A 24,916-nucleotide genomic window follows, 5' to 3' on the forward strand; every position below is an offset into this window, starting at 1 on the left:
GACCGGGGGGACGCGCAGTGGCAGTGATCCGCGCATTCCGTCATGAGGTGAAGGGGCACGGGACGCGGCACTCGACGGACGTGGACTGCCTCTACTTCCACTTCCTGGACACCGGGGGATCCCGGGTTCTGCAGCTCTCGACCCTCGGCTCGGACCAGCGGCAGAGTCAGCCGAAGGTCAGCCAGACGTTCCAGATCGGCGCCGAGGGTGCGGCTGAGCTGCGGCAGATCCTGGACCGGACATTCCCCGGGATACGACCGGGTCCCGGCGAGGAGCCCGCCGAACCTCCGCGGGGGGCGTCGCCGACCCCGTCTGTCGTGGAACCCGAGGACCCGATCGACCGCTTCATCGACCGGGCAGGTCTAGACAAGGTCGACGACCTCAGCACCGAAGGATCGAGGGCTCAGCGGCGGGTGGTCGCCCGGGACGACCGTCCATACGCCGGCGGCGACTGGTACATCGTCGACTTCACGAACCTGCAGGCGTTGCGGTACGCGGACGTCGAGCTCGACCTCAGATCAGCACCGCCTGCCTACCAGCGTGCGGCCGTCATCGTGAACGACGTCTCCGAGGACCTCCAGGAGTTCCTCGTCAGGGCACATGCCGATGTCATTCGGCTGGCCGACCTGGGCCTCACGGCGCGTCACCGGCGCGGGCTCGTCAGCGAAGCGGTGGTGGGCACGTCGCACGTGTCGAGCCGAGAACTGGTGGCACCCCCACAGATTCCCGCGACGTTCCACGAAACCGAGCAGCTGCTCCGGTCCGAGGTGTACCTCGCGCAGAAGGCACGGGCAGGGCGCGCGACTGTCGACGACGCCGTCGTACGGGGCGTCGTGAATGCGGTGGTCCGCACAGGCTGGAGCGGGTCGATCATGACGGTGGAGCGAGAGGCAGGGCTGGCTCCTGGGGCACTGAGGCCGATGTTGCCGCTCTTACGGCGGCTGCTGAACGTCGACGGCTACGAAACACTGGCACTGCGCGACGGGGGAGTTCTCGCGATCGACGAGAACCTGCTGCGCCAGCAGTTCGGGCTCGTGAGCCCTGCACAGCCTGAAGGAGATCGTCTGTGAACAGCACCGCCTCGATCAGTCCTCGGCGTCGTCGGGAGATCATCGACGCGCTGCGGCGTGGCACCGTGCCCCAGCAAGGGCTGGACGTCATGGCGGTGGGGCTCGGGCGGTTCGAGTCCGCGATCGAGGACGAGCTCGAGTCCGTGAAGCACGGCGGCGCCCAGTTCAAGGCCGTCCGCGGGGAGTACGGATCGGGAAAGACCTTCTTCTCCCGTTGGTTGACGGAGCGCGCGAAGAAGATGAACTTCGCCACGGCCGAGGTGCAGATCTCCGAGACGGAGACTCCGCTCTACAAGCTGGAGAAGGTGTACCGACGAGTCATCGAGACGCTCTCCGCTCCTGGAGGGTCGGCCGGGGCGTTCGGCGACATCGTGGACGGGTGGTTCTACTTCCTGGGACAGGATGCGCTGGCCGCCGGCGCCGCAGGGGACCTCGGCCAACGGACCGACGAGCTGCTCGAGAAGCGACTGGCCGCGGTGTCCAAGGAGGCGCCCTCCTTCGCCATGGCCCTGCGGGCCTACCGGCGGCTGACCGCCGACGGGCACCACGCAGAAGCTGCCGCGCTTCTCGCGTGGCTGGGCGGCCAACCGAACGTGGCCGCCTCGGCGCGCCGAGCGGCCGGGGTGCGCGGCGAGCTCGACCACTTTGGGGCCCTGGGCTTCCTCCAGGGTCTGCTCACCGTGCTCCGGGACTCGGACTTCGCCGGTCTCGTGCTCGTGCTCGACGAGGTCGAGACGCTGCAGCGCATGCGATCTGACGTGCGGGAGAAGTCCCTCAACGCCCTGCGCCAGCTCATGGACGAGGTCGACGCCGGCCGGTTCCCTGGGCTCTACCTCGTCATGACCGGAACGCCGGCGTTCTACGACGGCCAGCAGGGGGTCCAGCGCCTGCCCCCGTTGGCGCAGCGCCTGCAGACCGACTTCACGACCGACCCGCGCTTCGACAACCCGCGGGCGACGCAGATCCGCCTGACCGGCTTCAACGCGGAGTCGCTGGTCGAGCTCGGCGCGCGTGTCCGCGACATCTACGCCGACAGCACGCCGAACGGCCCGCGCATCCACGACGTCGTCGATGACCGGTACATCGCCGATCTCGCCGCGGCCGTGGGTGGCGAGCTCGGGGGCAAGACCGGCGTGGCGCCCCGCATCTTCTTGAAGAAGCTCGTCGCCGACGTGCTCGACCGTGTCGACCAGTTCCCCGACTTCGACCCGCGGCGCGACTACCAGCTGACCGTCAGCGCGACGGAGCTCACCGAGGTCGAACGCGAGGCGCGCTCCCGTGGGGACCTGCGTGCCGCGTCCAGCGTCGACGACGTCGACCTGGGCTTCTGACAGATGAGTGGTGGCACCGGGCTCGACGAGGCCATCGAGTACCACGTGGTGAACTCGCTGGGCTGGGCGAGCCTGCGCCCGCTGCAGGCTGACTCGGTCGAGCCGGTGCGCGCGGGAGCGGACTGCGTGCTGATCGCCCCGACCGCCGGTGGCAAGACCGAGGCTGCGGTCTTCCCTCTCCTGTCCTCGATGGTCCAGGAGGAGTGGACAGGGCTGTCGGTCCTCTACGTCACGCCCCTGCGTGCGTTGCTCAACAACCTCTACCCGCGGGTCACGAAGTACGCGGACTGGCTCGGCCGGCGCGTGGGTCTCTGGCACGGCGACATCGGCGACACGGAACGCAAGCGCATCCTCGCTGAGCCGCCGGACATCCTGCTGACCACGCCGGAGTCGCTCGAGGCGATGCTGGTGTCGCGGCGCGTCGACCACGACCGCTTCTTCTCGGGAGTGCGCGCGATCGTCGTCGACGAGCTGCACGCCTTCGCCGCGTCCGACCGCGGGTGGCACCTGCTCGGAGTGCTCGCCCGCCTGGAGCGACTTGCGCAGCGGCCCATCCAGCGGGTCGGACTGTCTGCGACAGTCGGCAACCCCGAAGAGATCGGGCGGTGGCTGCAGGGCGGCGGGACCGACAACCGCGAGCTGCGCGTGGTCTCGGAGGATGCGTCCGGCGCTGCTGCTGAACCCGAGGTGCTGCTCGACTACGTCGGCTCGGTCCTGAACGCAGCGAAGGTCATCTCGCAGTTGCACCGTGGGGAGAAGCGCCTCGTCTTCTGCGAGTCGCGGCGCGTCAGCGAGCAGCTGGCCTTCGAGCTGCGAGAGCTGGGCGTGCAGACCTTCGTCTCGCACTCCTCACTCTCAGCGGAGGAGAGGCGACGATCCGAGCAGGCCTTCGCGGAAGCGCAGAACACCGTCATCGTCGCCACCTCGACCCTCGAGCTCGGCATCGACATCGGCGACCTCGACCGTGTCATCCAGATCGACGCGCCTCGCACCGTCGCGTCGTTCCTCCAGCGACTCGGACGGACGGGGCGGAGACCAGGGACGCGGCGCAACACGCTGTTCCTCGCCACCAGCTCGGAGGCCTTCCTCGAAGCAGCCGGCCTCCTGCTGCTCTGGCAACGTGGCTTCGTCGAGCCGATCAGCCCACCGCGTCATCCGCGGCACCTGACCGCTCAACAGCTGCTCGCGCTCGCCCTGCAGGAGGGCGCGTACGGCGCCAGCACCTGGCGGGAGTGGTGGGGCGACCTCGCGCTGATGGACGACGGCGACGAGGTTCTCCAGTACCTCCGCGAGGAAGGGTTCCTCGTCGAGGACGGCGGGCTGCTCATGATCGGACCCGCGGCCGAGAAGGCGTTCGGGCGCCGCCACTTCATGGACTTGCTCAGCTCGTTCAACGCCGAGAAGGAGCTTCGAGTCGTCGCGGGCAACAAGGAGCTCGGCTTCATCTCACCTCTCGCACTGCCTCGTGAGGGATCCGCCAAGCTCGACTCCAAGCCCATCCTCATGAACGGCCGCGCCTGGCACGTCGAGCAGGTCAACTGGGAGCGGTTCGAGGTCCTCGTGAGCCCAGTCGCGCACAAGGGCGATGTCCGATGGCACAGCGACGCCGTCGCGCTGTCGTTCGAGGTGATGCGTGCCCAGCGCGACGTTCTCCTCGGGGAGACGCCGGACGTGCCGCTGTCTCGGCGTGCTGTCGACCGGCTCGACCTGATCCGCGAGACACGGGCGGATGAGGTGTCAGAAGGCGGTCTTGTCGTGGACGGATCGGGACAAGATCTCCGGCTGTGGACCTGGGCGGGGCTGCGAGCCAACGAGACACTCCGCACCGCGCTTGGCGGAGCTGAGGGGCGGTCTTTCAACGAGGTGATGATCGTGCGAGGGGCGGGGCGACTGGACCGCCTGCAGGGTGTCGCGTTAGACGACGTCGCACCGAGTGTCCCGGTCGAGATGGTGGAGAGCCTCAAGTTCTCGGCGGCGCTGCCTCTGCCTGTCGCTGTGAAGACGCTCGCGGAGAGGTACGCAGACCGGAAGGGCGCAGCCATGGTTGCCCGCGAGTGTTTGAATGCGGGGTCATCGGAACAGGATAGTGAGTCGTGGAGCTGATAGCCGGCTCAGCAGTTGCTCCCTAGCCATATCCGTAGCTGGAGCGGCGAATGCTTTCTTCGACGAGTTGTTGCGAAAGTGCCAGAGGGGCCCGCGCGCTCAAGTGTCGCTCGACGAGCTTTGGTGGCGTGGAGGGTCGGGGAAGGACCGGACCTCATCTAGCGTCGCGAATGTCCAGGCGGTCAGCGGCTCATACCCGTAGTCGTACGCAATGGGTAGTCCTTCGAGCTCGTGAGCGAGCCCCAACATCTCGCCGAACCATCCGGCGTAAGCCCAGTCGTGAGCCTTGACCACGCGCCAGGGCGCCGCAGCGATGATCAGGTCGGCGACGTCGTCTCCGGTACTCGACGCGGTCACAGTCCTCGCCGCGAACTCGTAGCCTGCGCCGATCGAATAGTGAATCCCCAGGTCCCAGTCTCGCAGATCGGGGTACATGCGGCGCTCGGGAATGTTGTCCGCCGGAGCAACGGAGACTCTCCAGCTCGTTCCCGAAGGGCTCATGCCCGGCAACGCTCGCACAGTCTGAAATCCGCGACGATGCAATGCCGCGACGCCGTCCAGAATCCGCCATGCGGTCACGTACGGAGCGTCGAGCTCGAATGGACGCCAATGAGGCTCATTCGTGTACAGATAGAATCCGTGGATCGGGGTCGCTGAACGGCCGAAGGCCACACGCTGCATCGCACCACCCGCACGCGGTACGACGGCGGACCTGGCTGTAGCTTGACCGGACGTCAGGAACCTCTGTACCCCTGCTCGTGTGGTGTCTCCCGCGAGCCCGCACTCCACCCCACCGATGGCGACGCCTAGGTAGCCCTTCCTGCTGTCCGTGCCACCCGAGATCGTGGGCTCGCTCGTCGTGTCGCGCCACACGGTGAGCAACTCGGCGAGCTCGTGCAGGCTGCGACATTGTTGACCGCGGGTGATGAGAGGCAAGAAGGCTCCTCGTCTGATGCATCGGCAGCGCTCCGGGACGTCGGCAGGGTCCTGGGTGCGGTGCATGAGTCGTGTCGCTGGTCAGGTGGTGACGTGGCCACATCAACTGCATCACGATGAGGCATGCGACGCGAGCGATGGCCGACGATGCGCGCCGCTGGCTGACACGACCCGCAGCGGTCTCGTCGCTCACGCGATCGCACGAGCTTGTCATGCGCCGGCCGGGCTCACCTCGAGTCTTGTGCCTCGGCTCCGGCAACCTCCTCCCCGGCAACCCTCGCCCTCGCCTCGGCCAGGATCTCCTCCCAGAGGTGCGGCGGCGCAACCTCGGCGAGCAGCTCGAGGACGTGCTCGGCGTTCATGGCGACCGTCCTCTGCCGGACCGACCCTCGGGCGCTGGTGCTGCGCGGCCGACTCAGCCGCCGGGGCGCGTCGAGCTCTGTGCCCTCGACCGTGGCCGCTGCTCCCGCACCTGCCACCTGCGGGTCGATGGCGCCGGCGAGGACTCCGGTGTTCGGCGAGGGAGCCGGAGGCGCGGTCTCGGGTTCGTCGCCGGATTCCGCGGGTGCGTCCGCGTCCGTCAGCAGCCGCGGCAACCGCCCCGCCACATGCACGACGTCCAAGTACGCGGTCGTGCGTGTCAGCGCGATGTACAGCATCCGCAGCCCTTGCGGCCCCGCGTCCACGATGGTCTCGGGGTCGACGACGACCACGGCGTCGAACTCCAGGCCCTTCGACGCGCCCGGGCTGACGACGTTGATCGCCGAGGCCAACCCTCCCTTGTCGGCGTCCTGCCAATGCATGTGTGCGGCCCGGAACGCGTCCTCCAGTCGCTCGCGGCCGGCGTCCGGGCAGACGACACCGACGAACAACCCTTTGCTGCTGTGCTCGCGCACGACCTCGACGACGCGGGTGAACTGGTCATCCTCGGTCGGTACGGCGTGCAGGTGGGTGGAGTCCTCGACGTCCCGCACGATCGTGGGTGCGGAGACGCCGGGCGCAGCCTCCGGCAGCAGCCGCGCGGCGAACTCCATGACCCCTCGCGGCACGCGGTACCCGTACTCCAGCTCGACATGTTGCCTGGGCCGCGGCGAGGCGAGCAGCTCGACGATGTCGGCCCACGAGTCACGAGCCCAGTGCCCGGTGGACTGGGCGATATCGCCGACGAGCGTCATCGACCCGTCTCGTGACCGCCGACGCAGTGCCAGGAGCTGCATGGGGGACAGGTCCTGCACCTCGTCGACGACGATGTGGGCGTACGTCTCGGTCTCGCCCGTCATCTCCATCGTCACGTGGTCGAGCAGCGGCAGGTCCTCCTTGGACCAGCGCTGCTCGGACATGCGCGGCGAGGCCTGCCGGCGCAGCAGGCGGACCTCGTCGGCGCCCAGCGTGGAGCCGGCGGCGGACAGCAGGCGCTCGACCGAGCCGAACAGGTCCCGCAGGAACGCCGCGGGTGTGAGCTGAGGCCACACACGCTCGACGAGGGCCTCGACCTCTGCCGGGCGAGGTCGGGGCGTCGCGCTGCCGCGGCTCCAGTGCCCGTCGGCCTTCTGTCGGCGGCGCGCCTCGGTGGCGATCGCGGACTCCAGCAGCTCGCGGAACCGTGCGCGGCCCACCGTGTACGGCGTCCTGTCGACGGACTCGAGGATGTCGGCGACGTCCCGCGGGCTGAGCGTGACGCGCCAGGACACGTCGTCGAAGGCGAACGAGACGTCCTCCCGCACCGGGCGGACGCGGTCCGTCAGCGCCTGCGCGATCACCTCGACCATGCGCGCGTCGCCCTTGAGCCGCGCCGCGGCAGGATCCTCGACCACGTTGGGGGTGACGGACGTGCTCATGAGCCGCCCGACGTCGCGCTGGATGACGTGCTCCTCACCCAGCTCCGGCAGCACCCGGGAGATGTACTTGAGGAACGTGCGGTTGGGCCCGACGACGAGGACCTCGTTGTCCGCGACCTCCCGCAGCGGGCCGAACAGCAGCGCGGCCACCCGGTGCAGGGCGATCGCCGTCTTGCCGGTGCCCGGTCCGCCCTGCACGACGAGCAGTGTGTCGTGCGGCGCCGCGATGACATCGGCCTGCGCTGCCTGGATCGTCCGGACGATCGTCTGCATCTCAGGTGAACGGGTCCGCGCCAGCTCGTCCTGCAGGAACTCGTCGGACGAGACGAGCGCCGACTCGGACGTCCCGAGCTCGACGACCTGTCGCGCGAGCTCGGCGAGGACGACGTCGTCGATGTCACGGATCTGGTTGACGGGCTCCGTCCGGAAGGTGCGCTGTCGTGCGACCCCGCGCGGGTCGCTGTGCGAGGCGCCCCGCAACCGCAGCATGGCCGGCGCCTTCCAGCTGTACACGAGTCGGTCACGCTGCTCGTCGGAGATGCCGTGCTCGCCGACGTAGTACGTCTCGCCGTCCTCCAGGTCGATGCGGAGGAAGGCCACGGCCTCCTCCGGTGCACCCAACGTGGCGTCGTCGTCGGCGTTGGCCTTGAGCCGGCCGCGGTCCTTCGGGTTCGCGGCGCTCTGGTAAGCCAGCGCCCGTGACTCGCGGGCCGCCTCGCGGATCTCGCGGACGCGGTCGAAGTACGTCTGCTCGTCGTCTCGTGTGGCGGCCCATCTCGGCAGTGAGAGTGACACGTGTCCCCTTTGGCATCGCTTTCCACCGGCATCGGACGCGGCGGCCGGGACACGGGGCCCTGGACGACGTGCCGAGGCGCCCTGCGCGGCGGCGCGCCGTCGTCGGCACTCCCGTGGACTGACGCGCCGGCATGTCCGGCGCGCCACGATCTGCCGGGCTCCTCAGCTCCACCGAGCCACAGGGTCGACCCAGGCTCGCACTTGCCGCGCGCCGATGACCACGACGGAGGTCCCAACGACATGCCTCGTCCGGGAAGGCCTCGGAACGTCACGCCTGGGCCGACTTCCAGGACGACTGGGTCAAGCCGATGAAGGCGGCGAGCGGCCCGAGCACGAGCAGCTCGGGCTTGAGCTGCGCGAGGCCGTCGGCCCGCTCATGCTGCGCCGCATCAAGGAGGACCACCTTGAGAACCTGCCTCCCAAGCGGATACACGAGCACTCCAGCCGACGCCGGCGGCTCAGATCGCGGTCTACGACGACGTCCTCGCCGGCCACCGCGCCAGGGCCGGGGCCAAGGTCGCCGCGCTCAAGACGCTCCACGAGCTGAGCGCCGCCTCGCTGCACCCGGGCCTGCTCAACGGCACGCTCGGCGGTGACCCGCGTCGCGTCGACGACTCCGCGCGCACCCTGGTGGGCGTCCGCGGCGTGCTCGACACGGTCCGCGACGACGGAGAGAAGGCGATCGTCGTCGCCAAGACCGAGGACGTCCAGCGGGCCCTCGCGCTGTGGCTGCGGGAGATCTACGGGCTGCGCGTCGACATCGTCAACGTGACACCCCCGCCACCGGCACCGGCGACACCCGCCTGGCCAAGATCCGCGCCTTCGAGGCAGCGCCCGGGTTCAACGTCATCGTCATGTCACCGCTCGCCGTCGGTGTGGGCCTGACCGTCGTGGGCGCCAACCACGCCATCCACCTCAAGCGCCACTGGAACCCCGCCAAGGAGGCGCAGGCCACCGACCGCATCTACCGCGTCGGGCAGACCCGCGAGGTGCACGTGCACTACCCGATCGCGCTGCACCCCGACGTCGAGTCGTTCGACCTCAACCTCGACCGGCTGCTGCGCTCGAAGGTGGCACTCAGGGACGCGGTGGTGGTGCCGCGGGAGGTGACGCAGGAGGAGCTGGAGAGGGCGCTGGGGTTGTCGGGCGCCGGTTCGCTCACGGCATCGCCGCGCCTGTTGACGACGTTGTGTGAACCGCTTGCCGCTGACGCAGTGGCGGACGAGCGGTCGTCCGGTCTGTTTCGTCGCCAGTGTTCAGCAACCACGCGGTGGCGCCGCGGTCTGCGCGTGAGCCGCCACGGCGGCTGGCCCCAGAGGTTCCCAGCTGCGACGACGGCGTCGGCCGCGTCCCCGGAACGCGAAACACGCCTCGGGCGGGGTGGACGGATGTGCGCCCCGGCGTCGCGTACTAATTCGCAGGAAACGAGCATGGACGAGGATTCCGCGACAAACCAAACGTTCTCGCGTGCGCCCATGTGAGGTGATTGCCGGGGCCCATGCCAATAATTCGCGTCGAATGCCCGCTTTGGGGCAATGAACCCCGTGCAGGTCCGTAGTCGAAAGTCACGAGGGATAACCTGGTAGTCGACGGCGGGGTGGGTTCTGGCCGCAGCGCTCCCCGACATCGGAGGGGATGGTTTCATGACGACGTACCGACGGCGAGGGCACTACCGCCGAGGGCGCGACGGGCGCAAGCACTGGGTGTCGTCGCACACAGTGACCCGTGCCAGTGGCCGTGGGCGGACGTCCTACACCTGGCGAACCTACGAACGCTCGACCGTGCGCTCGACGCCTCGTCGGCTCGCTCCTAGCGGCCCGAAGTCGACCCGATGGGCGCGCCCGAACGCCGCGTGTCCCGTGTGCGGCGCCGCCGTCTACTTCTACTCGAACGAGCACGGCAGCAGGGTCTACTTCGACGAGATGGGCCCACCGTGGCCGAAGCACCCGTGCACGCAGCAGGGCGCCTCCCCGTCGGCGCGCGTCGGCCACGCCCGGGTCGAGCCGGTGCTCTACCCCATCGGCGAAGGTCAGGAGCGACTGGCGCTGGCCGTGCGAACAGACCGGCGGTCCGGGGATGCCTCCTACGGTCAGACCAACGGTGACGCGTGGATCGTCGTCGACCAGTGGGTCGAGGACGACGCGACGTTCCTCATCTTGCGTCGCGCGTACTCGCTCCGTGGGCCGCGGGTGTGGCAGGCGCTGGACCCTGTCGACGTCAGCACGGGGTCACTCGTCTTCATCGCCTCAGACCAGTTGTCGTACGTGGACATGACGACCCTGGAGGCGGTGACGGCTGAGGTGCTGCCGTACCGCTACCACCCGCGTACCTCGCTCCTTGGGCGGCTGCGTGCCGCGTGGAGTCGCTGAGCCGGACACTGCAGTCTCGGTGAGGCCTCGCGACAACCTGCCGGACGACGCCGTGCTCCTCGTGGGAACCTCGCTGCAGGACGGGGCCAAGGAGCGGGAGATCGACCTGCTCGTCGTGTGGCCAGAGCTGGGTGTCGCGGCGATCGAGGTGAAGGGCGGGCACGCCGCCCGCGCCGACGGGCAGTGGTGGCAAGGGTCGGGTGCGGAGCGGCACGCGCTCGACCCCGTCGGGCAGGTGCAGGACGCCAAGCGCATCCTGCTGGCGCTGCCGGTCCGGCACGGCCTCGCGGCGGCGCGGACCCGGACGGCGCATCTCGTCGCGCTCGTCGCGCTGCCGCACACCTCCGTGCCGGGGGACTGGGATGCGCGTGCGTCCGGCGAGGATCAAGTGGCGTCACGGCCGGCAGCGGCAGCAGGGTGGTCACGGGTCTCACGTGATCCGCGGTGACGAGGCACGCTCTCAGCGGCGAGGCAGCGCTATCGCCTTGATTGCCTGCCCTGGGCATGGTGCGTGAGTTCCCGCGCGACAGCGTCGGCCTCCACTGAGGCCTGCCAGGCTGGCACAGGGACGACCTGCAACCCGGGGCCCGGCGCGCGGCGTCGCGTGCGAGGTCCTGGAGGCGTTACCGACAGCGGACGTCCTGGTGGTGCGCCCGTCGACCTCGACGTCGAGCGGGTGTACAGAGTGTCCAACGTCAGGTTGAGCTCCTCGCCTCCACGCCGTCCTTGCACCTCGGTGTGCACCGGGACGGCGGTGGGGCGAAGAGCCGACGCTCCGCCCCCGAGTGCGGCTCGGGCTAGTCAAGGATGTCGTTCTTTCCTTCAGCCAGTCCCACTCCACCCCGGCGGCCTCATGTCACGTCGACAACGGTCTTGGTTAGGACCTCTAGACCAGATGAAGGGCGCGGCCGATGACTAGCTTGACTCAAGCTACGCCATACGGGTGCCGATAGAGCCTCAGACGATCCGTGTCGGGCCCTCCCGTCAAGGTCGGGCAAATTGGAATGCGGGCCGGTTATCGGGCGCCGGACGTAGCCAGAGATGAGCCGAGGAGGCAGGATCGGGATGGCGGCGCGGTCTACCGACACGGTCGATGTCGCCGATGTCGTGACTGCCCTCAATGAGCAGCTTCATGGGTGTGGCGCCCGCGCCATCCGCCTCGCCAACGACAGCGAGCCGAGCTTGGTATTGCTGTACCCAGAGATTGGTCTCCTGGCCATCGACATCGATGACTCCGACACCGGGTTCGAGACCCAGATACCCTTCCTGCGCCTCAACGAGAGAGTGCACTCGTTGCGTCAGACCCTCGAGCTCGACGCCACGACTCCGATCGGCCGGGTGGTTCTGCACACGCGGAAGCTGTTGACGGAGCCAGCAATCGGTATCGGCGGACGAATCAGCATCAGTCCAGCTCAATTGTCTGACTCCACTTGGCTGAGCCAGGCGCGAGCGCGGCCGCTCGACGAGCAACTGGTTGCGCGGATCAGAGGCCTGCTGGAGCCCACCTTCACCTTCACCACCGTCTTTCGGGCTGGTTCACATGACCAGGGAGCCGCCGAGCGCGACCAGCTCCGTGTCACGCTCGACGCCCAACAGGCGGCGATCGCCCAGAGGCGTGATCTCGACCTCGCTCTGGTCCAGGGCCCGCCGGGCAGCGGCAAGACGCTCGTCCTCGCCGCCCGCGCTCGATGGCTCGCGAGCCTTCACCCTGACTGGCGGATTCAATTTCTCTGCTTCAACAACGCGCTCGTGCCGTACCTCAGGAGCCTCGTCGCCGACCACCCCAATGTCGTCGTCACCACCATGTGGCCGTACGCGAAGGAGGTCGGAGTCCGGTTCTCGTTCGACGATGAGGCCGCCAATCACCGTGCCCTGGAGGTGGCGAAGTCGAAGGGGGTGCGTCCGATTGCCGACGCCATCCTCCTCGACGAGGCCCAGGACTTCCGCCCGTCATGGATCGCGATCGTCATGGCGGGCCTGACGCCTGGACGTGGAGGGCTCGTCATGGCGGGGGATCCGGCGCAAGCGCTCTACGGCGCCGACGACGCTCTCGCGGGGTTGGAGTCACTCGGCGTCCAGCATCTCCATCTCACGCGGCCCTACCGCAGCACTCGCAACATCTTGGGCGCGATAGGTGCGATCAATGCGCAGTTTGCCGTCGAACAACTCGAATCCGCTCCGCCTGGTGAGCCGGTCGAACTGATCTGGGCCGAGACTCCGGCCGAACAGGCGAGGGCCATCGCCTGGGAGATCCACCGGATGGTGTCGAGCGGGGATCGTGATCCTGGCGACATCGCCGTCGTCATCGTGCGCTACCGCGGCACTCTCATGCACATCGCCCCTGCCCTGGAGGCGATGGGCATCCCCTTCACGGCCGTCGTCAGCAAGGATGACAAGAAGAACTTCGACCGCGGGGCAAACACGGTAAAGATCATCACGCCCCACTCGGCAAAGGGCCACGAGTTCCCGGTGGTGTTCCTGTTCGCCCTCGACACGGTCAAGCCGTTCGACCCGTCGGATCCCGAGTCCGTGCAGCGCGGCCGGGCGGGTTTTGTCGGCGCCACGCGAGCCAAGGATCAACTTGTCATCACTTACACAAAACACAATGCCTATCTCGAGATTCTGAGCAAGGACGAGAAATACGTGCGGCGCTGGCTCTGGCCCGATCAGTACGAGGGAGCGGTGAGCGATGGCTGAGCTCGCGGTGTATAGCTACGCCGGGCCTGGCGAGCAGGTGGCCGCCGAGACACTGGCGAAGGAGCTGCCTGCCGACTGGCTGATCGTCGTCGGAAGAGAACTTCCGACGCCGCAGAAGGACGACGTCGACCTCCTGGTCATCGGGCGGCACCACATCTTCGTGCTCGAGGAGAAGCACTGGGGGCCGACGGTCGAGGTCCTGAACGGCGGGTGGCTCGTCAAGGGCGCACTGCGGCCGAGTCCGGTGGGACGCAATTCCCAGGTCGCGAGGATCCTGGCCGGTCTTCTCAAGGCGAGGGTCCCCGGGTACGCGGTGGCAGCGAGGTCGAAGCATCTCGTTCAGGAATCAGTCGTGCTCTCCTACCCCGGCGTAACGCTTGACACGACCGGCTACCCGCCTGACGACGATCACATCCTGTTGCTCCACGACGCCCCCGCCGCGTTGATGGAATGGGACAGATTGAGCACGGACTTCGCGGCCGTGCGGAACGCCGTCTGCGAGTTCCTTGCCGGGCTGTCCACGAGGAAGTCGGCTCCCGAGTCACTCGGGCCCTTCACAGTCCTGCACGAGGTCGCCGGTGTCGGCCGGTCGCGCGTCTTCTGGGGCGAGGACAGCGATCGGGAGCCGGTGGTGCTCCGCGCCTACCCGATGGACGGCTGGGGCCCCGGGGTGGACGCGGGGCAGCTGGTGAAGAACGAGCGCCAAGCGACGAAGCAGATCGCGGACATGCAGCGGTCGTGGGGCGTCGAGGCCACCTTCGTCGACGAGGCGAGACGATGGGTCGTCCTGCCGATCCGCCCTGTCGCCAGCCTTTCGCTCAAGCGACGGGCCGCGGCCCGTGATCTGGCGGTCACGGAGGGCGGCCGCGTGACCGACCGCGCGGCCGGCATCGTCCTGGACGCCTTCGAGGCACTTGCGGAGGTGCACGCGACGGGTGTCCTGCACCGAGGACTCTCGCCTGATCGCGTCCTCACGGCTCGAGGCGATCGCGTCATGTTCTGCGACTTCTACCTCGCACACCTGCCTACCGATTTCACCGTGGCGCCGGCGCTTGCTGACACGGTCGACAGCTCGGTCCCCTTCAGGGCTCCTGAGCTCGGGTACGCGATCGGCGCGGCAACGACCAGGTCGGACGTGTACGCCCTCGCCCTGAGCCTGCTCTGGTGGGTCAACGGGGACATCCGCCTGACAGACGAAGGCGCCGTCAAGGCACTCCCCGCCGCGGTCGACCCTGCCGACCCGGTGCTCGCCGTGCTGGTCTCGTGCGTCGCTGACGACCCCGCCGGGAGGCCCGAGGCCGGCGACGTGGTGGAACGGTTGAGCGCGCTGCTGCGTCCGCCCCCGCCCCCGAACGCCCCTGCCGACGAGCCGAAGCAGGATGTGTTCGAACCCGACGGGATCGTGGGCGGTCGGTACCGGATAGAGCGCAAGCTCGGACAGGGCGGCTTCGCGACCTCGTGGCTGGCGAGAGTCGTTGATCGAGACGCGTGGCGGGTGATCAAGCAGTTCCACGACTCGACTGCGGTCACCCAGGCGATGCACGAGTTCGAGGCCGCGGAGAAGCTCGTCAGTCCTCGGTGCGCCAGGGTGTGGGACTACTCGGCCGACCCTGCCTACATCGTGTCCGACTACGTCCCCGGTCGCACCCTCAAGGAGCTCGGCGCGGAGCAGAGTGCCGGTGCGGAGGAGTATCGCCGCATCGTTCTCGACGCCCTCGACGGGCTCGCGTATATGCACAGCGAGGGCCACCTGCACCGGGACATCTCCCCTAACAACATCGTCGTGACCAACGAGGGTCGGGCTGTCCTCATCGATTTCGGACTGACGACGGCGAAGAGCGAGGCCGTCACGATCGCTGGCACCCTGGCGTTCGTAGCGCCCGAGGTGCTGGCGGCGGGGCCATGGTCGCCGGCCGCCGACCTCTACGCCCTGGGCGTGAGCGTCCTGCGCACCATGCTCGGCCGCGAGCCCTATCGCAGTCATGACAAGTCCGAACTCGTGCCGCTCTCCCGCGAGGAGCAGGAGAGGTGGGGGGCGGACGGCTCCGCCATCGTCAACGCGCTCTTCCGACTGGTGGAGGCCGACACCAGCGTGCGACCGTCGTCCGCCGCAGACTTCGCCCGGTATCTCAAGACTGTCGCCGCGACCGACGTCGAGCCGGGCGAGAGGGCGCAGAATCCGACCGTCCTCAGCCTCCGTCGCCTCTACCGGGGCAGCGCCGTCGGCAACGCCGGCAACCGTGGTCTCGACGATCGCTTCGCTCGGGAGACGTACGTCAGGACGCTGCTGGACACCCAGCTCACGCCGAGCGTGCTCCGAGGCGAGCTCGACGTCGTTCTCCTGACCGGCAACCCCGGTGACGGCAAGACCTCATTCCTCTCCACCCTGCGCCGCCGCCTCACCGACGAAGGTGCTGTAGACGTGACCGAGCCCACGGCGGCCGGATGGCGGATGAAGCTGGGAGACCGCACCTTCGCGGCGGTGTACGACGCGAGCGAGGCACGCGACGGGAAGTCCTCTGATCAGCTCCTCGTCGAGGCCCTCGAAGGAGGCGCCGAGCACACCGCGCTCGTGGCGATCAACGACGGCCGTCTCCTGAACTTCTTCCAGGCCCACGCCGACGTCTACGAGGACCTCTACGTCGCAGTCGACCAGTACGCACGCGGGCGCCCCGTCCAGAACTCGCGGGTGGCCGTCGTCGACCTCAAGCGACGGTCGATCGCGCCGACGGGCGGGGGCGGATCCGGACTGGCCGGGAAGGTGCTGGACTCGTTCGTCGCGGACGAGCTCTGGCTCGCCTGCCAGCCCTGTCGGGCCCGCGGCATCTGCCCGATCTTCGCGAACCGCGACATCTTGCGGGGCTCCGGCCGTGGGCCCCTGCTCGAGCTCGTCGCTATCTCCCACCTCCGCCGCAAGCGCCGCGCCACCTTCCGTGACGTCCGCTCGGCCATCGCATGGACCCTCACGGGAGACCGCTCGTGCGATGACGTCCACAAAGCGATCGAGGAGGGCCGAGACCTGCGACTGGCCACGGACGCGTTCGCCTTCGACCTGGCGTTCTCCGCCGGGAACCCCGACTATCTCGTCGCCGAGTGGGCGAGCGTCGATCCGGCGACGCTCGCCGCGCCCGGCGTGGAGCGAGCCATGCGCAGTGAGACGCTCGAGCTCTACACCCCGCGGCGCCCGGGCTTCGAGACCCGTCAGGTCTTCTTCGGCTCCACGAGCACACGAGCCCTCCGCGATGAGGTGCGCGCCTATCGCTTCTTCGACGAGTTCGTCGACGCACTCAACGGCGACCTCGACGGCTCCGTGAAGGAGACCGTCCTGCTCGGGCTCAGCCGCGTCCTGGGCGCCCACGGCTACCAAGGAAGCGCACTCGCGCTGCGGGATGGTGAGAGCGACGGCTGGTCGGTACTCCGCGAGATCCCGGCGGAGGAGTTCACACTCGTCGCGCTCGAGCCCGACGGGAGGTTCGTGGAGTCGCAGCCCGAAGGACTGCGCCTCTCGCACAGGCTCGGCTCCATCGTGCTCACGCTCGACTCGTACGAGCTGATCCGGCGTGCGGCTGACGGCGAGATCCTCGGCGACTCGGGCGCAGAGGCCGTCAAGCTCGAGTTGGCGTCGTTCGGGAACGTGCTGCGGACGACGCCGGCACACCGGGTCGTCGTCGTCGATCCGTCCGGCGGGAGCGACCTGGTGCGCAATGTCGGCGGCGTCCTCACCCGGGAGGGGGCGGACTCATGAAGATCGAGCTGCCTGAGGAGCTCCGCACCTTCGCCTACCGCGAGCTGACGGTGGTCGAGCCGAACGACACGGACGTCGAGCGCATGCTGACGCAGATCTTCGAGCTGGCGATCAAGCAGGGGCGCACCGCGACCAACGTCAGCGCGGCGAAGCTGTACGACGAGAAGCGGGCTGCCTTGGCGCAGAGCGGACATCTGGCCGGCTTCAACGACACGCGCGGCCGTGCCGTGCTGGACGGTTGGCTCCGCGCGTCTGTCGTCGAGATGGGACGCGCGGGTCGCGCGCGTGCGAGCGAGCAGATGCAGTACTTGCGGCCCACGACGGTGGCTGTCTTCCGGGCTGGCTTCCCTGCCCGGTCGCGCCACCGCGGTGCCGACATGGTCGTCTACCGCGAGCTCCTGCGCGAGATGGCCGCTCGACTGGGGCCTTCCGAGGGTTCAACAGACAAGGCTGCTGCCTGGATCCGGGAGCAGTTCACAGGGGCCTTCGGTCCGGGCGTGACCTTCAGCGATCCCCCCAAATGGGCGCCGACTTACGACGGGACGACCGACGTCGACATCACCGCCCTGCTGACGCTGTACTTTGTCGAGCTGTTCGACGCCAAGTCCGCTGCGAAGGACAGGGATGCCGAGCAGACTGCCCGGTATAGGTCGCCCGTGCCGGGCGCGACGAGGCCGCTCGGTGCGGACGTCCTCGACTACCTCCAGGCTTACGGCGAACGAGCCCCGTCGCTCGTGATGTCGCAGCACATGGCCGCGATTCTCGGTCTCCGTCTGTTCCAGCTCCCCCTGCGGATCGCGCGGGCGACCCGCGAGCTCATCGAGACAGGGCAGATCCCGCACGACATGGTCGACGACGACGCCTCCAACCCGCTGGAGCAGTACGTCGACTTCACAGGTAGCAAGGGTTCCCCCTCGGACCTGCTGGCTCGCGAGTGTGTGCAGCGCGATCTCGAGATCACCCGGCAGTTCTTTCGGGACCGCCTGTACCTGCTGTCGATCCGAGGAGCGCCCGCGCTCAAGGCCGAGCTCGCCGACCAGAGCTTGAGCCCGGCCGAGAGGGTCGCGCTGGTCGCAGACGCGAAGGAGATCCCGCGCGTCGTCGGGCACCTCGAGTACCTCCTGTCGCGGATCGTCGACCTCAACGAGCAGAGCGACGACGAGGACGCGCGCCACTTTCTCGCCACCATGGAGGCGGACCCCCGCCCGGCGGCGGACCGACTCGCTGACGTCCTCGTCGAGGCGCTGAAGAAGCGTGGCTACGAGAACGCCGTCAAGTGGTTCTGGTCCGCGGGCGGCATCAAGACCGACATCGGTGTGCTGACCGGCGCCCTGAACGTGCGGAGCTCGTGGGCGTATGCCCCGTCGGACAAGCTGCTGGCGTCGCTACTGGCCGTGACGTTCGCCCGGCGAGGAGGCGGAGCGGCACATGCGGAGCTGACGATCGGCGAGGTCCTGAAGCAGCTGGAGGAGCGGTTCGGCCTCCTCGTGAACCGACCTCCGTGCGCCATGGCGACGGCTGCCAACCGAGCCGCCGCGGCCGAGAACCTCGAAGCGTTCAAGTACCGGCTTCAGCTGCTCGGCGTCTTCGAAGGACTCAGCGACGACCTCGATGCGCAGCGGGTGCGCAATCCCTTGGTGAACCTCTCGGAGAACGCATGAGAAACCTGGTCCTCGAGCAGCTCGCCGCGCGCGTGCTCGAATCCGTGAGCGGCGCCGAGGTGGGCCACTGCCTCCGCGTGGACGACATCGCCGAGACCGAGGCGTTCGAGCTCGCACGCCTGCTCGCGAGCGAGGTCGACGAGGAGCGGGTCCGCGTGGCGGTGCTCTCGTCGGTCACCGGCGAACTTGCCGTCGACGTCGAGACCGCGGTCGGCATCCGCAACGACAAGGCTCGCGTCTTCGTGCTGCTGGTCCCGCCCGGCCAGGCCCACGCCGCGAGCTCGTTGGACAACTCGTTCGAGCGGCTCGCGCTCGTCGACGAACTCGAGGCCGTCGCTGCGACCCTGAAGAATCAGGTTGCCAGGAGGTGGCCCGAGCTGCCCGTGACGGCACTGTTCCGCAAGCTCCGTGTGCCGATCGAGGCGCGACTCGACTACCTGGCCGCTGTGCTTGAGTCGGACGACCACCGAGCCTTCGGGCGGGAACTATGGCGTGTGGGCCTCCTCGTCGACACGTCCGAGGCGTCCCTCCTGCGCGCCAACCTGGAGCTCAACGCCGAGCTCGTCGCCGCCGTCGCGAGACCGTCTACGGCCACGACCACCGTGCGGGAACGACTGCGCAAGGTCCGGGTCGCGCCGGGCGAGGTCCACGAGAAGCTCGTCGCCGTGCTCGACTCCGCGCACGGGGACCTACGGAACACCGTCGAGTGGACGCACCGCCTCTACACGCAGCAGGGGATCACCCTGTCCGACATCCCCTGGGACCGCGAGGTCGCGTCAGGGATCGTCGAGCTCCACATGGAGAGCTTCACCAGGGCGGATGGGGCGGTGGAGAAGTTCAGCAAGCTGGAGTCGTCGGACAGCGGCGCGCTGTATATCCGCACGTCGCCGGAGAACCCCAGCTCCGTGGGCCTGCGATGGAAGACGAAACCCGCCAAGCCCACCGACGTAGCCAGCTGGCTCCTGGAACTTCTGCCGCCGGCTGACCTCCGGGACGACGCCACGTCGTCCGTGATCGACCGCCGGGTCAAGGGAACCCGGATGTCCACGAGCCTCTCGTTGGAGCTCGGCCCGGACGACCTCGTCGGCGGCGCGCTGTTCGTTGTGCGCATCACCGCGCTCGACGCGAACGGCGTCCCTCTGCTGCTGTCCGACGAGACCCCGGCAACGGCAGACAGCGACCAGTTCGAGGTGGTGATCGAGGACTCTCTGTCCGAGAGGCCGATGCGGCATTCCTCAGCCGCCTCGCTGGCGGAGGCTCAGCTCAACGCCGTGCTTGCGGGCGCACCGAACACCGACATCGATATGCAGGCGTGGGATCTCGAGGGGAAGGTCTTCTCGGCACGGATCGGCAAGCACCTCGGGGTGCAGCTCCGGGTCGCCCCAACGATCGTCGGCCTCCAGCGCCGGGTCATCGCTGATCCCGCGATCACCGCGTTCGAGGCCAAGTCGGACTTCGGCGAGCCGATCGTCTCGCAGTCCGCTCTCGCACAGCGTTGGGACCTGCCCGCCGCGCTCGCCAGGAAGCGCAAGGACCTGTTGGCGCTCCTCGCCCGGTCCGCACCGCAGGACGTGCCGGAGGTCTTCTCGTGGGACCCCGACGCCAGGAAACTCGCGATCGAGTACGCGCAGAGCTACAAGCGAGCGCTCGACGCTGCTGACGACAGCCAGCGCGAGGCGCTGCTCCGGCTGGACACAGTGTCGCTCGAGGTCGGCACCGCGGCGAGGCCGGAGCTCGCGGTCGTCGTGCTCCCGATCCATCCCCTGAGAGTCGCCTGGATCGCGACGCATTTCGGTGTCGCCGATTCCTGGTGCCAGGAACTGCTCGCGGTGGGCGGCGCGAAGGTGCGCCGATCGGCCGTCGACGCGGAACTGTTCGCGCGCGTGCAACCGGCGAACCTGCCGTTCACGGGCCTCGCGGCCACCGGGGATGTCCTCGTGTACTTCGACGAGGTGGCATTCGGTTCAGCGGTGCTCCTGGCTCCGTCCGTCGCGGCGCCCGAGGCGGTCGCGTCGGCGGTGTACGGCGCGCTCGACGTGCCGCGGCGGTCCACCGCGCTCACCGCGGCCGCGGCCATGGTGTCCAGCCGACTGGACGACTTCCGCCGTTCGCACCCCGAAGCGCGTGCCCTGCGCATCGCGCTGATGAACCCCGGTGACGGGGAGATCGCTGGCCTTGCGGTCGAGTCGCTGCTCGCTCCCGCGACGACGGCCGAGGACGTCACGCCCGATGCTCCGCGCGTCGAGGTCGTTGCTTACGGGCGCGACGCGGGCTTCGCGTCTCCCCTTCCCCGCCTCACCGACCTGCAGCGGACGCTTCAGTTGGCTCAAGCGCCCGGCTCGCGGAGCCACCTGGCCCCGCCGCTGGGCATCGCCGTGCGCCCGCCGGACGCACTGGTACGAGACGACCGGGCCAGTCACATCGCGATCATTCAGGACGTCGCGGGTCTGGGGATGACCGGGACGCTCACGGCGGGGACCGACCGTTTCGCGGCCTTCCACGACCTGCTCACTCCCGTCATCACGACGAGGGACCACGAGGGGAAGGCTGCCTGGGTGAGCGCGCCGGCCTTGCTGTCGACCCCCGACGCACCCGGTCGCGCCGCCGTCGAGGCGCACAAGTCCTACCAGGCAGCTCTCGGCGCGCACACCGGCCTGGGCTCCTCGCCTGCGCTGAGGATTTGCGTCGAGCCCGATGGTCTGCAGGCGATCCGCGTGCTTCACGAAGTGGCGGATTGGGTGATGACCCTCGACCGGTTCGTCGGGCTCGACCTCTACGACGACGCCCTCGCGATGGGTCTGGGAACAACCAGCTACATGCTCGACTATGCGCCTGACTTCATCGAGGGCCTGAGCCACCGGTTGACGGTGACTACCAAGCAACGCGGCGAGGTCGTCCACATCCTCAAGCGGGCGATGGACGACCTCGGCCTCGATCAGGTCGGTGAGTCCGTCACGCTGATCATCGAGAGCCTGCTCGCGATCTCGGGGCGGCTCGTCCTGCGGCTCCAGGGCAGCGAGTCCTTCGCGCGGGAGGCGGTCAGCCTCGCGGCGCTGTTCGCACACCTCTCCGCACGTCGGAAGCTGGAGGACGCGATCATCGTCCCTGTCGACTCCCACGAGGAGATCTTCGGCAGGTCGGCGCGGGAGGCCGACCATCCCGCGCGTCGGTGTGACCTGCTGCTCGTGCGCGTCCACCGTGGCGGACTGCGCATCGAGTGCGTGGAGGTGAAGTCGCGCAAGGCGGCTGCGTTGCCGCTCCAGCTCGCGGACGACATCGTCGATCAGCTCGAGGAGACCAGGCGGCTCCTTGTCGCGCGCTTCTTCGCTGTCGATCCTCCGCGTGTCGATGCCGCACTCCAGCGCGCGAGGCTGGCCGGCATGCTGCACTACTACGCCGACCGGGCCGTCGTGAACGGGACCCTGTCGAAGGAAAAGTTGGCCGACACGCACAAGCTGATCGATCGGCATCTAGAGGCGTGGGCGCCTGTGGAAATCTCGATGCACGGCTACGTGATCAGCCTCAATGGCGCGGAGGGCGTCCCGACGCAGCATCGGCAAGTCCCGATCTCGGTGCTCACCGCGGCGGACCTTGGCCAGGCTGGCTTCTCGACAAAGGTCGTAGATGAGGGTAAGCGTGCCGAGCGCCCATCAGCGGACGTGGCAGCAAAGTCATCTGTCGACGTCCCCGGGAACGCAGGTGGCGGCGGGGTCCCACAGCAACCTGTCGCCGTGACGGTCGCGCCGACGGAGTGCGATGCAGAGCCCATCGACTCGCCTGTAGAAGCTGAGTTTCGAAAGCTAGAGCCGTCCGGCCCGCCCCAGAGCATCGACGTTGTTCTCGGTACCGACGTCCAGGGGGCGGATCTGGTGTGGTCCGTGAGCACGAAGGGCAGTCCGCACTGCTTCATCCTCGGGATCCCGGGTCAGGGCAAGTCCGTCACGACCCGTCGCGTCGTCCGCGCCTTCTCGGAGGCTGGTCTGCCGTCGCTGCTGCTGGACTTCCACGGTGACATGGCGGCAGACCCCCCGGCGGGGGCGAGTGTGCTCGACGCGAGTCAGGGGCTCCCCTTCAGCCCGTTCGAGGGTGCCCTCGCGACGGGCCCCCTGCTGAACGCACTGGCGTTCGAGACCGCGGAGATCATCGCCTACGTCGCCGGCCTCGGTGAGATCCAGCAGTCGCACGTGTACAAGGCGATCCAGAACGCTTACCTCGGTGTGATCGACGGTCAGGAGCTCCGAGCGCCATCGGTCGAGCAGTTCGCCGAAGCGCTGGAGGCAGTCGAGGCCGCGGCAAAGGGAAAGCACGCACGAGAAAGAGTCCGTCCTCTCACTGACTTCGGGCTGTTCGCCGGTGATGGTGCTGGCGCGTTTCGGCCGCGAGAGGGAGGGATGGTCGTCGACGTCAGCGCTATCCCGCTGGAGCAGGTGCAGCTCGCCGCAGGTGCGTTCTTGCTGCGCAAGGTGTACCGCGACATGTTCCAGTGGCCGCAGGACGGAACGCTGAAGCTGGCCGTGGTACTCGATGAAGCGCATCGGTTGGCGAAGGACGTGACGCTTCCCAAGCTGATGAAGGAGGGGCGGAAGTACGGCGTCGTCGTCGTCGTCGCCAGCCAGGGGGCGGCCGACTTCCACCGAGATGTCGTCGGCAACGCGGGAACCAAGATTGCTTTCCGCACGAACTTCCCAGCGAGCAAGCAGGTGGCGGGTTTTCTCAGGGGGAGGTCGGGTCAGGACCTGAGTATGGAGATCGAGAAGCTGGCAGTCGGCCAGGCTTACGTCTCGACCCCGGACTCGCCACAGGCGCGCAGGATTCAGATGAGTAGGTAAGCGTGCGCCGAAGTCCAGAGGAGCCTCGAGCGTGCAGCGCCGTGTCAGCGGGTCGTTCAGTCAGGTCGGAGCGGCCACCGTGCCTGCTCCAGGAGGTGGCTCGGCTCGGTAGACGCGGTGGGAGTGACGCAAAAGGGCTGGAGATGAGGCTAGGGCTGAGTGCCGCAGGTGCTCTCAAGGCCGCGCGCCCCGGTGACGAGGACCAATCATGATCCGGATGCGCTATACCCCGTCCGACTACCTCGACCTCACGGGGCGCCCTCCCGTGATCTAGGGCCGGAGCACCTGGAAGGCACCTGACTCGGTATGCCTTGTTGTGCTTGTCGCTGGCCTTGAGGCGTATCACCGAGAGCGACACCGACCTCGTCGCCCCAGCGGGCGGAAGCCCTCTGACACGTCGCCTCGGTCGCTCAGCGCTGAATGCCAACGCAGCGACGCGGCGCCCGTCGATGGCCTCGGCCAGGCGCGCCGCGTCAGGCTGAGGCGCCGAACACCCGCCAGCGAGCGGCCAGCAAGTCCCGGTCGGGGTGATCTGTCCGTCGCACCGGCAGGGTCAACGTCCGCCCGTGCATCTCCTGCAGCCCGTGTTTGAGCATCGGCCCGTCCACCTCGTGCAGGAGGTCGCGGTCGATGTGCACCTCGTAGTCCGGTGAGATGCCGAGCATGTTCTGGTCGAACGCCGCGTGGTGGATCTTGCACAGGGCGAGGCCATTGGGAGTCGTGGGGATGCCCTGCTCGGACGAGTCCGGTGCGATGTGCGCTGCGTCCAGCAGCGACCCGTGCCTGAGCTGGCAGATTGCGCACTGTGTCCCGTATGCGAGCAGGACGCGCGTGCGGAACGCCGGCTGATGAAGTCGCTGCTTGGCGAGGCGCAGGGCATAGCGCCGCTGGTCCGCACCGAGGTGTCGGACGCCGCCCATGTACCGGAACGACTCGTCCAGGGCAATGAGAAAGGCCCGCTCCTCCGGGACGTCGTCGACGACGTATACCGGCGCCACGGGCGTGTAGTAGTTCGGCTGCTCCTTGCGGAAGAGGATCAGTGGCATGCCGGTGGTGATCGCGTTGCGGAGCTTGCGATTGTCGCTGCCGTCGGGATCACCGGAGCGGTACGCGTAGTGCAGCAGCCCGTCATCCGGGTCCTCGGCGTCGTCGTATGGCCCGTGCGCCGACTGGACGATTGCCAGTGTTGAGGACAGGCCCGCCGGGTTGCGGATGCCACGGGAGTAGTCGATGAGTGGCAGGTTCCGTCCGTCCGTCCGTCCGTCCGGTAGCCGAGCAGCTCCTGACGGTGCAGAAACCCGCCGTTCGCCTCGGCGCGCTGGAGCACCCAGGCGATGATCTGCGTCCTGAGCTCGGCCTCGATCGCGGTGTCCACGGGCGGAGCTCAGCACGGCAGCTGTGGAGTCCGTGGGACCGCCGCGCTGGCGGTGCCCTGAATCATCCTGCGGGAGGACTAGCGGGTCGGACGATCGTCATGACGGGCAGAGCGACGACGAGCGCTCGCGGGAGTGCGCGCGAAGACGCCTCCCTGTCGCTAGTCGG

General features: G+C 68.5%; 15 protein-coding genes. 11 read left to right on the forward strand and 4 right to left on the reverse strand.

The window, feature by feature from the left end; genetic code table 11:
* Positions 1 to 17: 17 nt before the first annotated feature.
* The 3 genes from J1G43_RS02990 to J1G43_RS03000 are packed head-to-tail and all read left to right on the forward strand — an operon-like array spanning position 18 to position 4,504.
* Positions 18 to 1,070 (forward strand): hypothetical protein, encoded by a 1,053-nt coding sequence (locus tag J1G43_RS02990; RefSeq protein WP_207377937.1) that lies wholly within the window; start codon positions 18 to 20, stop codon positions 1,068 to 1,070.
* The gene (gene brxD / locus J1G43_RS02995) at positions 1,067 to 2,401 is read left to right on the forward strand and encodes a BREX system ATP-binding protein BrxD (protein ID WP_207377938.1); all 1,335 of its coding nucleotides are present in this window, start codon (positions 1,067 to 1,069) and stop codon (positions 2,399 to 2,401) included. The genes J1G43_RS02990 and brxD overlap by 4 nt, the downstream gene beginning before the upstream one ends.
* A 3-nt stretch (positions 2,402 to 2,404) precedes the next feature.
* Positions 2,405 to 4,504: a DEAD/DEAH box helicase gene (locus J1G43_RS03000; RefSeq protein ID WP_207377939.1), complete on the forward strand. Its 2,100-nt coding sequence runs from the start codon at positions 2,405 to 2,407 to the stop codon at positions 4,502 to 4,504.
* Positions 4,505 to 4,603: 99 nt separating this feature from the next.
* On the opposite strand, the gene J1G43_RS03005 is transcribed toward J1G43_RS03000, so the two are convergent.
* From J1G43_RS03005 to J1G43_RS19330, 3 genes are all read right to left on the reverse strand, one after another.
* Positions 4,604 to 5,440, reverse strand: coding sequence for a hypothetical protein (locus J1G43_RS03005; RefSeq protein WP_207339653.1), 837 nt, complete (start codon positions 5,438 to 5,440; stop codon positions 4,604 to 4,606).
* 227 nt (positions 5,441 to 5,667) lie between these two features.
* The gene (locus tag J1G43_RS03010) at positions 5,668 to 8,073 is read right to left on the reverse strand and encodes an AAA family ATPase (RefSeq protein ID WP_207377940.1); all 2,406 of its coding nucleotides are present in this window, start codon (positions 8,071 to 8,073) and stop codon (positions 5,668 to 5,670) included.
* Between the two features lie 268 nt (positions 8,074 to 8,341).
* Entirely contained in the window at positions 8,342 to 8,476 is a 135-nt protein-coding gene (locus J1G43_RS19330; protein ID WP_256439590.1) for a hypothetical protein, read from the reverse strand.
* A gap of 242 nt (positions 8,477 to 8,718) precedes the next feature.
* Here J1G43_RS19330 and J1G43_RS03015 point away from each other — a divergent pair, with 242 nt between their 5' ends.
* The 8 genes from J1G43_RS03015 (at position 8,719) to J1G43_RS03050 (ending at position 23,374) form a co-directional block, all read left to right on the forward strand.
* Positions 8,719 to 8,958: a hypothetical protein gene (locus J1G43_RS03015; RefSeq protein WP_207339651.1), complete on the forward strand. Its 240-nt coding sequence runs from the start codon at positions 8,719 to 8,721 to the stop codon at positions 8,956 to 8,958.
* Positions 8,928 to 9,554 (forward strand): C-terminal helicase domain-containing protein, encoded by a 627-nt coding sequence (locus J1G43_RS03020; protein ID WP_207339650.1) that lies wholly within the window; start codon positions 8,928 to 8,930, stop codon positions 9,552 to 9,554. Before J1G43_RS03015 ends, J1G43_RS03020 begins: the two co-directional genes overlap by 31 nt.
* Positions 9,555 to 9,932: 378 nt before the next feature.
* Complete coding sequence (locus J1G43_RS03025) at positions 9,933 to 10,442, forward strand: hypothetical protein (RefSeq protein ID WP_207339649.1); 510 nt, start codon at positions 9,933 to 9,935, stop codon at positions 10,440 to 10,442.
* A gap of 19 nt (positions 10,443 to 10,461) precedes the next feature.
* Positions 10,462 to 10,890: a nuclease-related domain-containing protein gene (locus J1G43_RS03030; protein WP_249670650.1), complete on the forward strand. Its 429-nt coding sequence runs from the start codon at positions 10,462 to 10,464 to the stop codon at positions 10,888 to 10,890.
* Between the two features lie 617 nt (positions 10,891 to 11,507).
* Positions 11,508 to 13,139: a 3'-5' exonuclease gene (locus tag J1G43_RS03035; protein WP_207377941.1), complete on the forward strand. Its 1,632-nt coding sequence runs from the start codon at positions 11,508 to 11,510 to the stop codon at positions 13,137 to 13,139.
* Complete coding sequence (locus J1G43_RS03040; RefSeq protein ID WP_207339647.1) at positions 13,132 to 16,884, forward strand: protein kinase; 3,753 nt, start codon at positions 13,132 to 13,134, stop codon at positions 16,882 to 16,884. The genes J1G43_RS03035 and J1G43_RS03040 overlap by 8 nt, the downstream gene beginning before the upstream one ends.
* Positions 16,881 to 18,545: a hypothetical protein gene (locus J1G43_RS03045; RefSeq protein ID WP_207339646.1), complete on the forward strand. Its 1,665-nt coding sequence runs from the start codon at positions 16,881 to 16,883 to the stop codon at positions 18,543 to 18,545. The genes J1G43_RS03040 and J1G43_RS03045 overlap by 4 nt, the downstream gene beginning before the upstream one ends.
* Entirely contained in the window at positions 18,542 to 23,374 is a 4,833-nt protein-coding gene (locus J1G43_RS03050) for an ATP-binding protein (RefSeq protein WP_207339645.1), read from the forward strand. The genes J1G43_RS03045 and J1G43_RS03050 overlap by 4 nt, the downstream gene beginning before the upstream one ends.
* Positions 23,375 to 23,847: 473 nt before the next feature.
* On the opposite strand, the gene J1G43_RS03055 is transcribed toward J1G43_RS03050, so the two are convergent.
* On the reverse strand, positions 23,848 to 24,765 hold the full coding sequence (locus tag J1G43_RS03055; RefSeq protein WP_207339644.1) for an HNH endonuclease: 918 nt from the start codon (positions 24,763 to 24,765) through the stop codon (positions 23,848 to 23,850).
* Positions 24,766 to 24,916 lie beyond the last annotated feature (151 nt).

Origin of the sequence: Cellulomonas sp. zg-ZUI22 (assembly GCF_017353535.1) — a bacterium.
In the GTDB taxonomy this organism is placed as follows: domain Bacteria; phylum Actinomycetota; class Actinomycetes; order Actinomycetales; family Cellulomonadaceae; genus Cellulomonas; species Cellulomonas wangleii.

Excerpts from the sequence above, each read along its gene's own strand:
- J1G43_RS03000 (WP_207377939.1), top strand. The coding sequence starts at position 2,405 with ATGAGTGGTGGCACCGGGCTCGACGAGGCCATCGAGTACCACGTGGTG.
- J1G43_RS03020 (WP_207339650.1), top strand. The coding sequence starts at position 8,928 with ATGTCACCGCTCGCCGTCGGTGTGGGCCTGACCGTCGTGGGCGCCAAC.
- J1G43_RS03035 (WP_207377941.1), top strand. The coding sequence starts at position 11,508 with ATGGCGGCGCGGTCTACCGACACGGTCGATGTCGCCGATGTCGTGACT.
- J1G43_RS03040 (WP_207339647.1), top strand. The coding sequence starts at position 13,132 with ATGGCTGAGCTCGCGGTGTATAGCTACGCCGGGCCTGGCGAGCAGGTG.
- J1G43_RS03045 (WP_207339646.1), top strand. The coding sequence starts at position 16,881 with ATGAAGATCGAGCTGCCTGAGGAGCTCCGCACCTTCGCCTACCGCGAG.
- J1G43_RS03050 (WP_207339645.1), top strand. The coding sequence starts at position 18,542 with ATGAGAAACCTGGTCCTCGAGCAGCTCGCCGCGCGCGTGCTCGAATCC.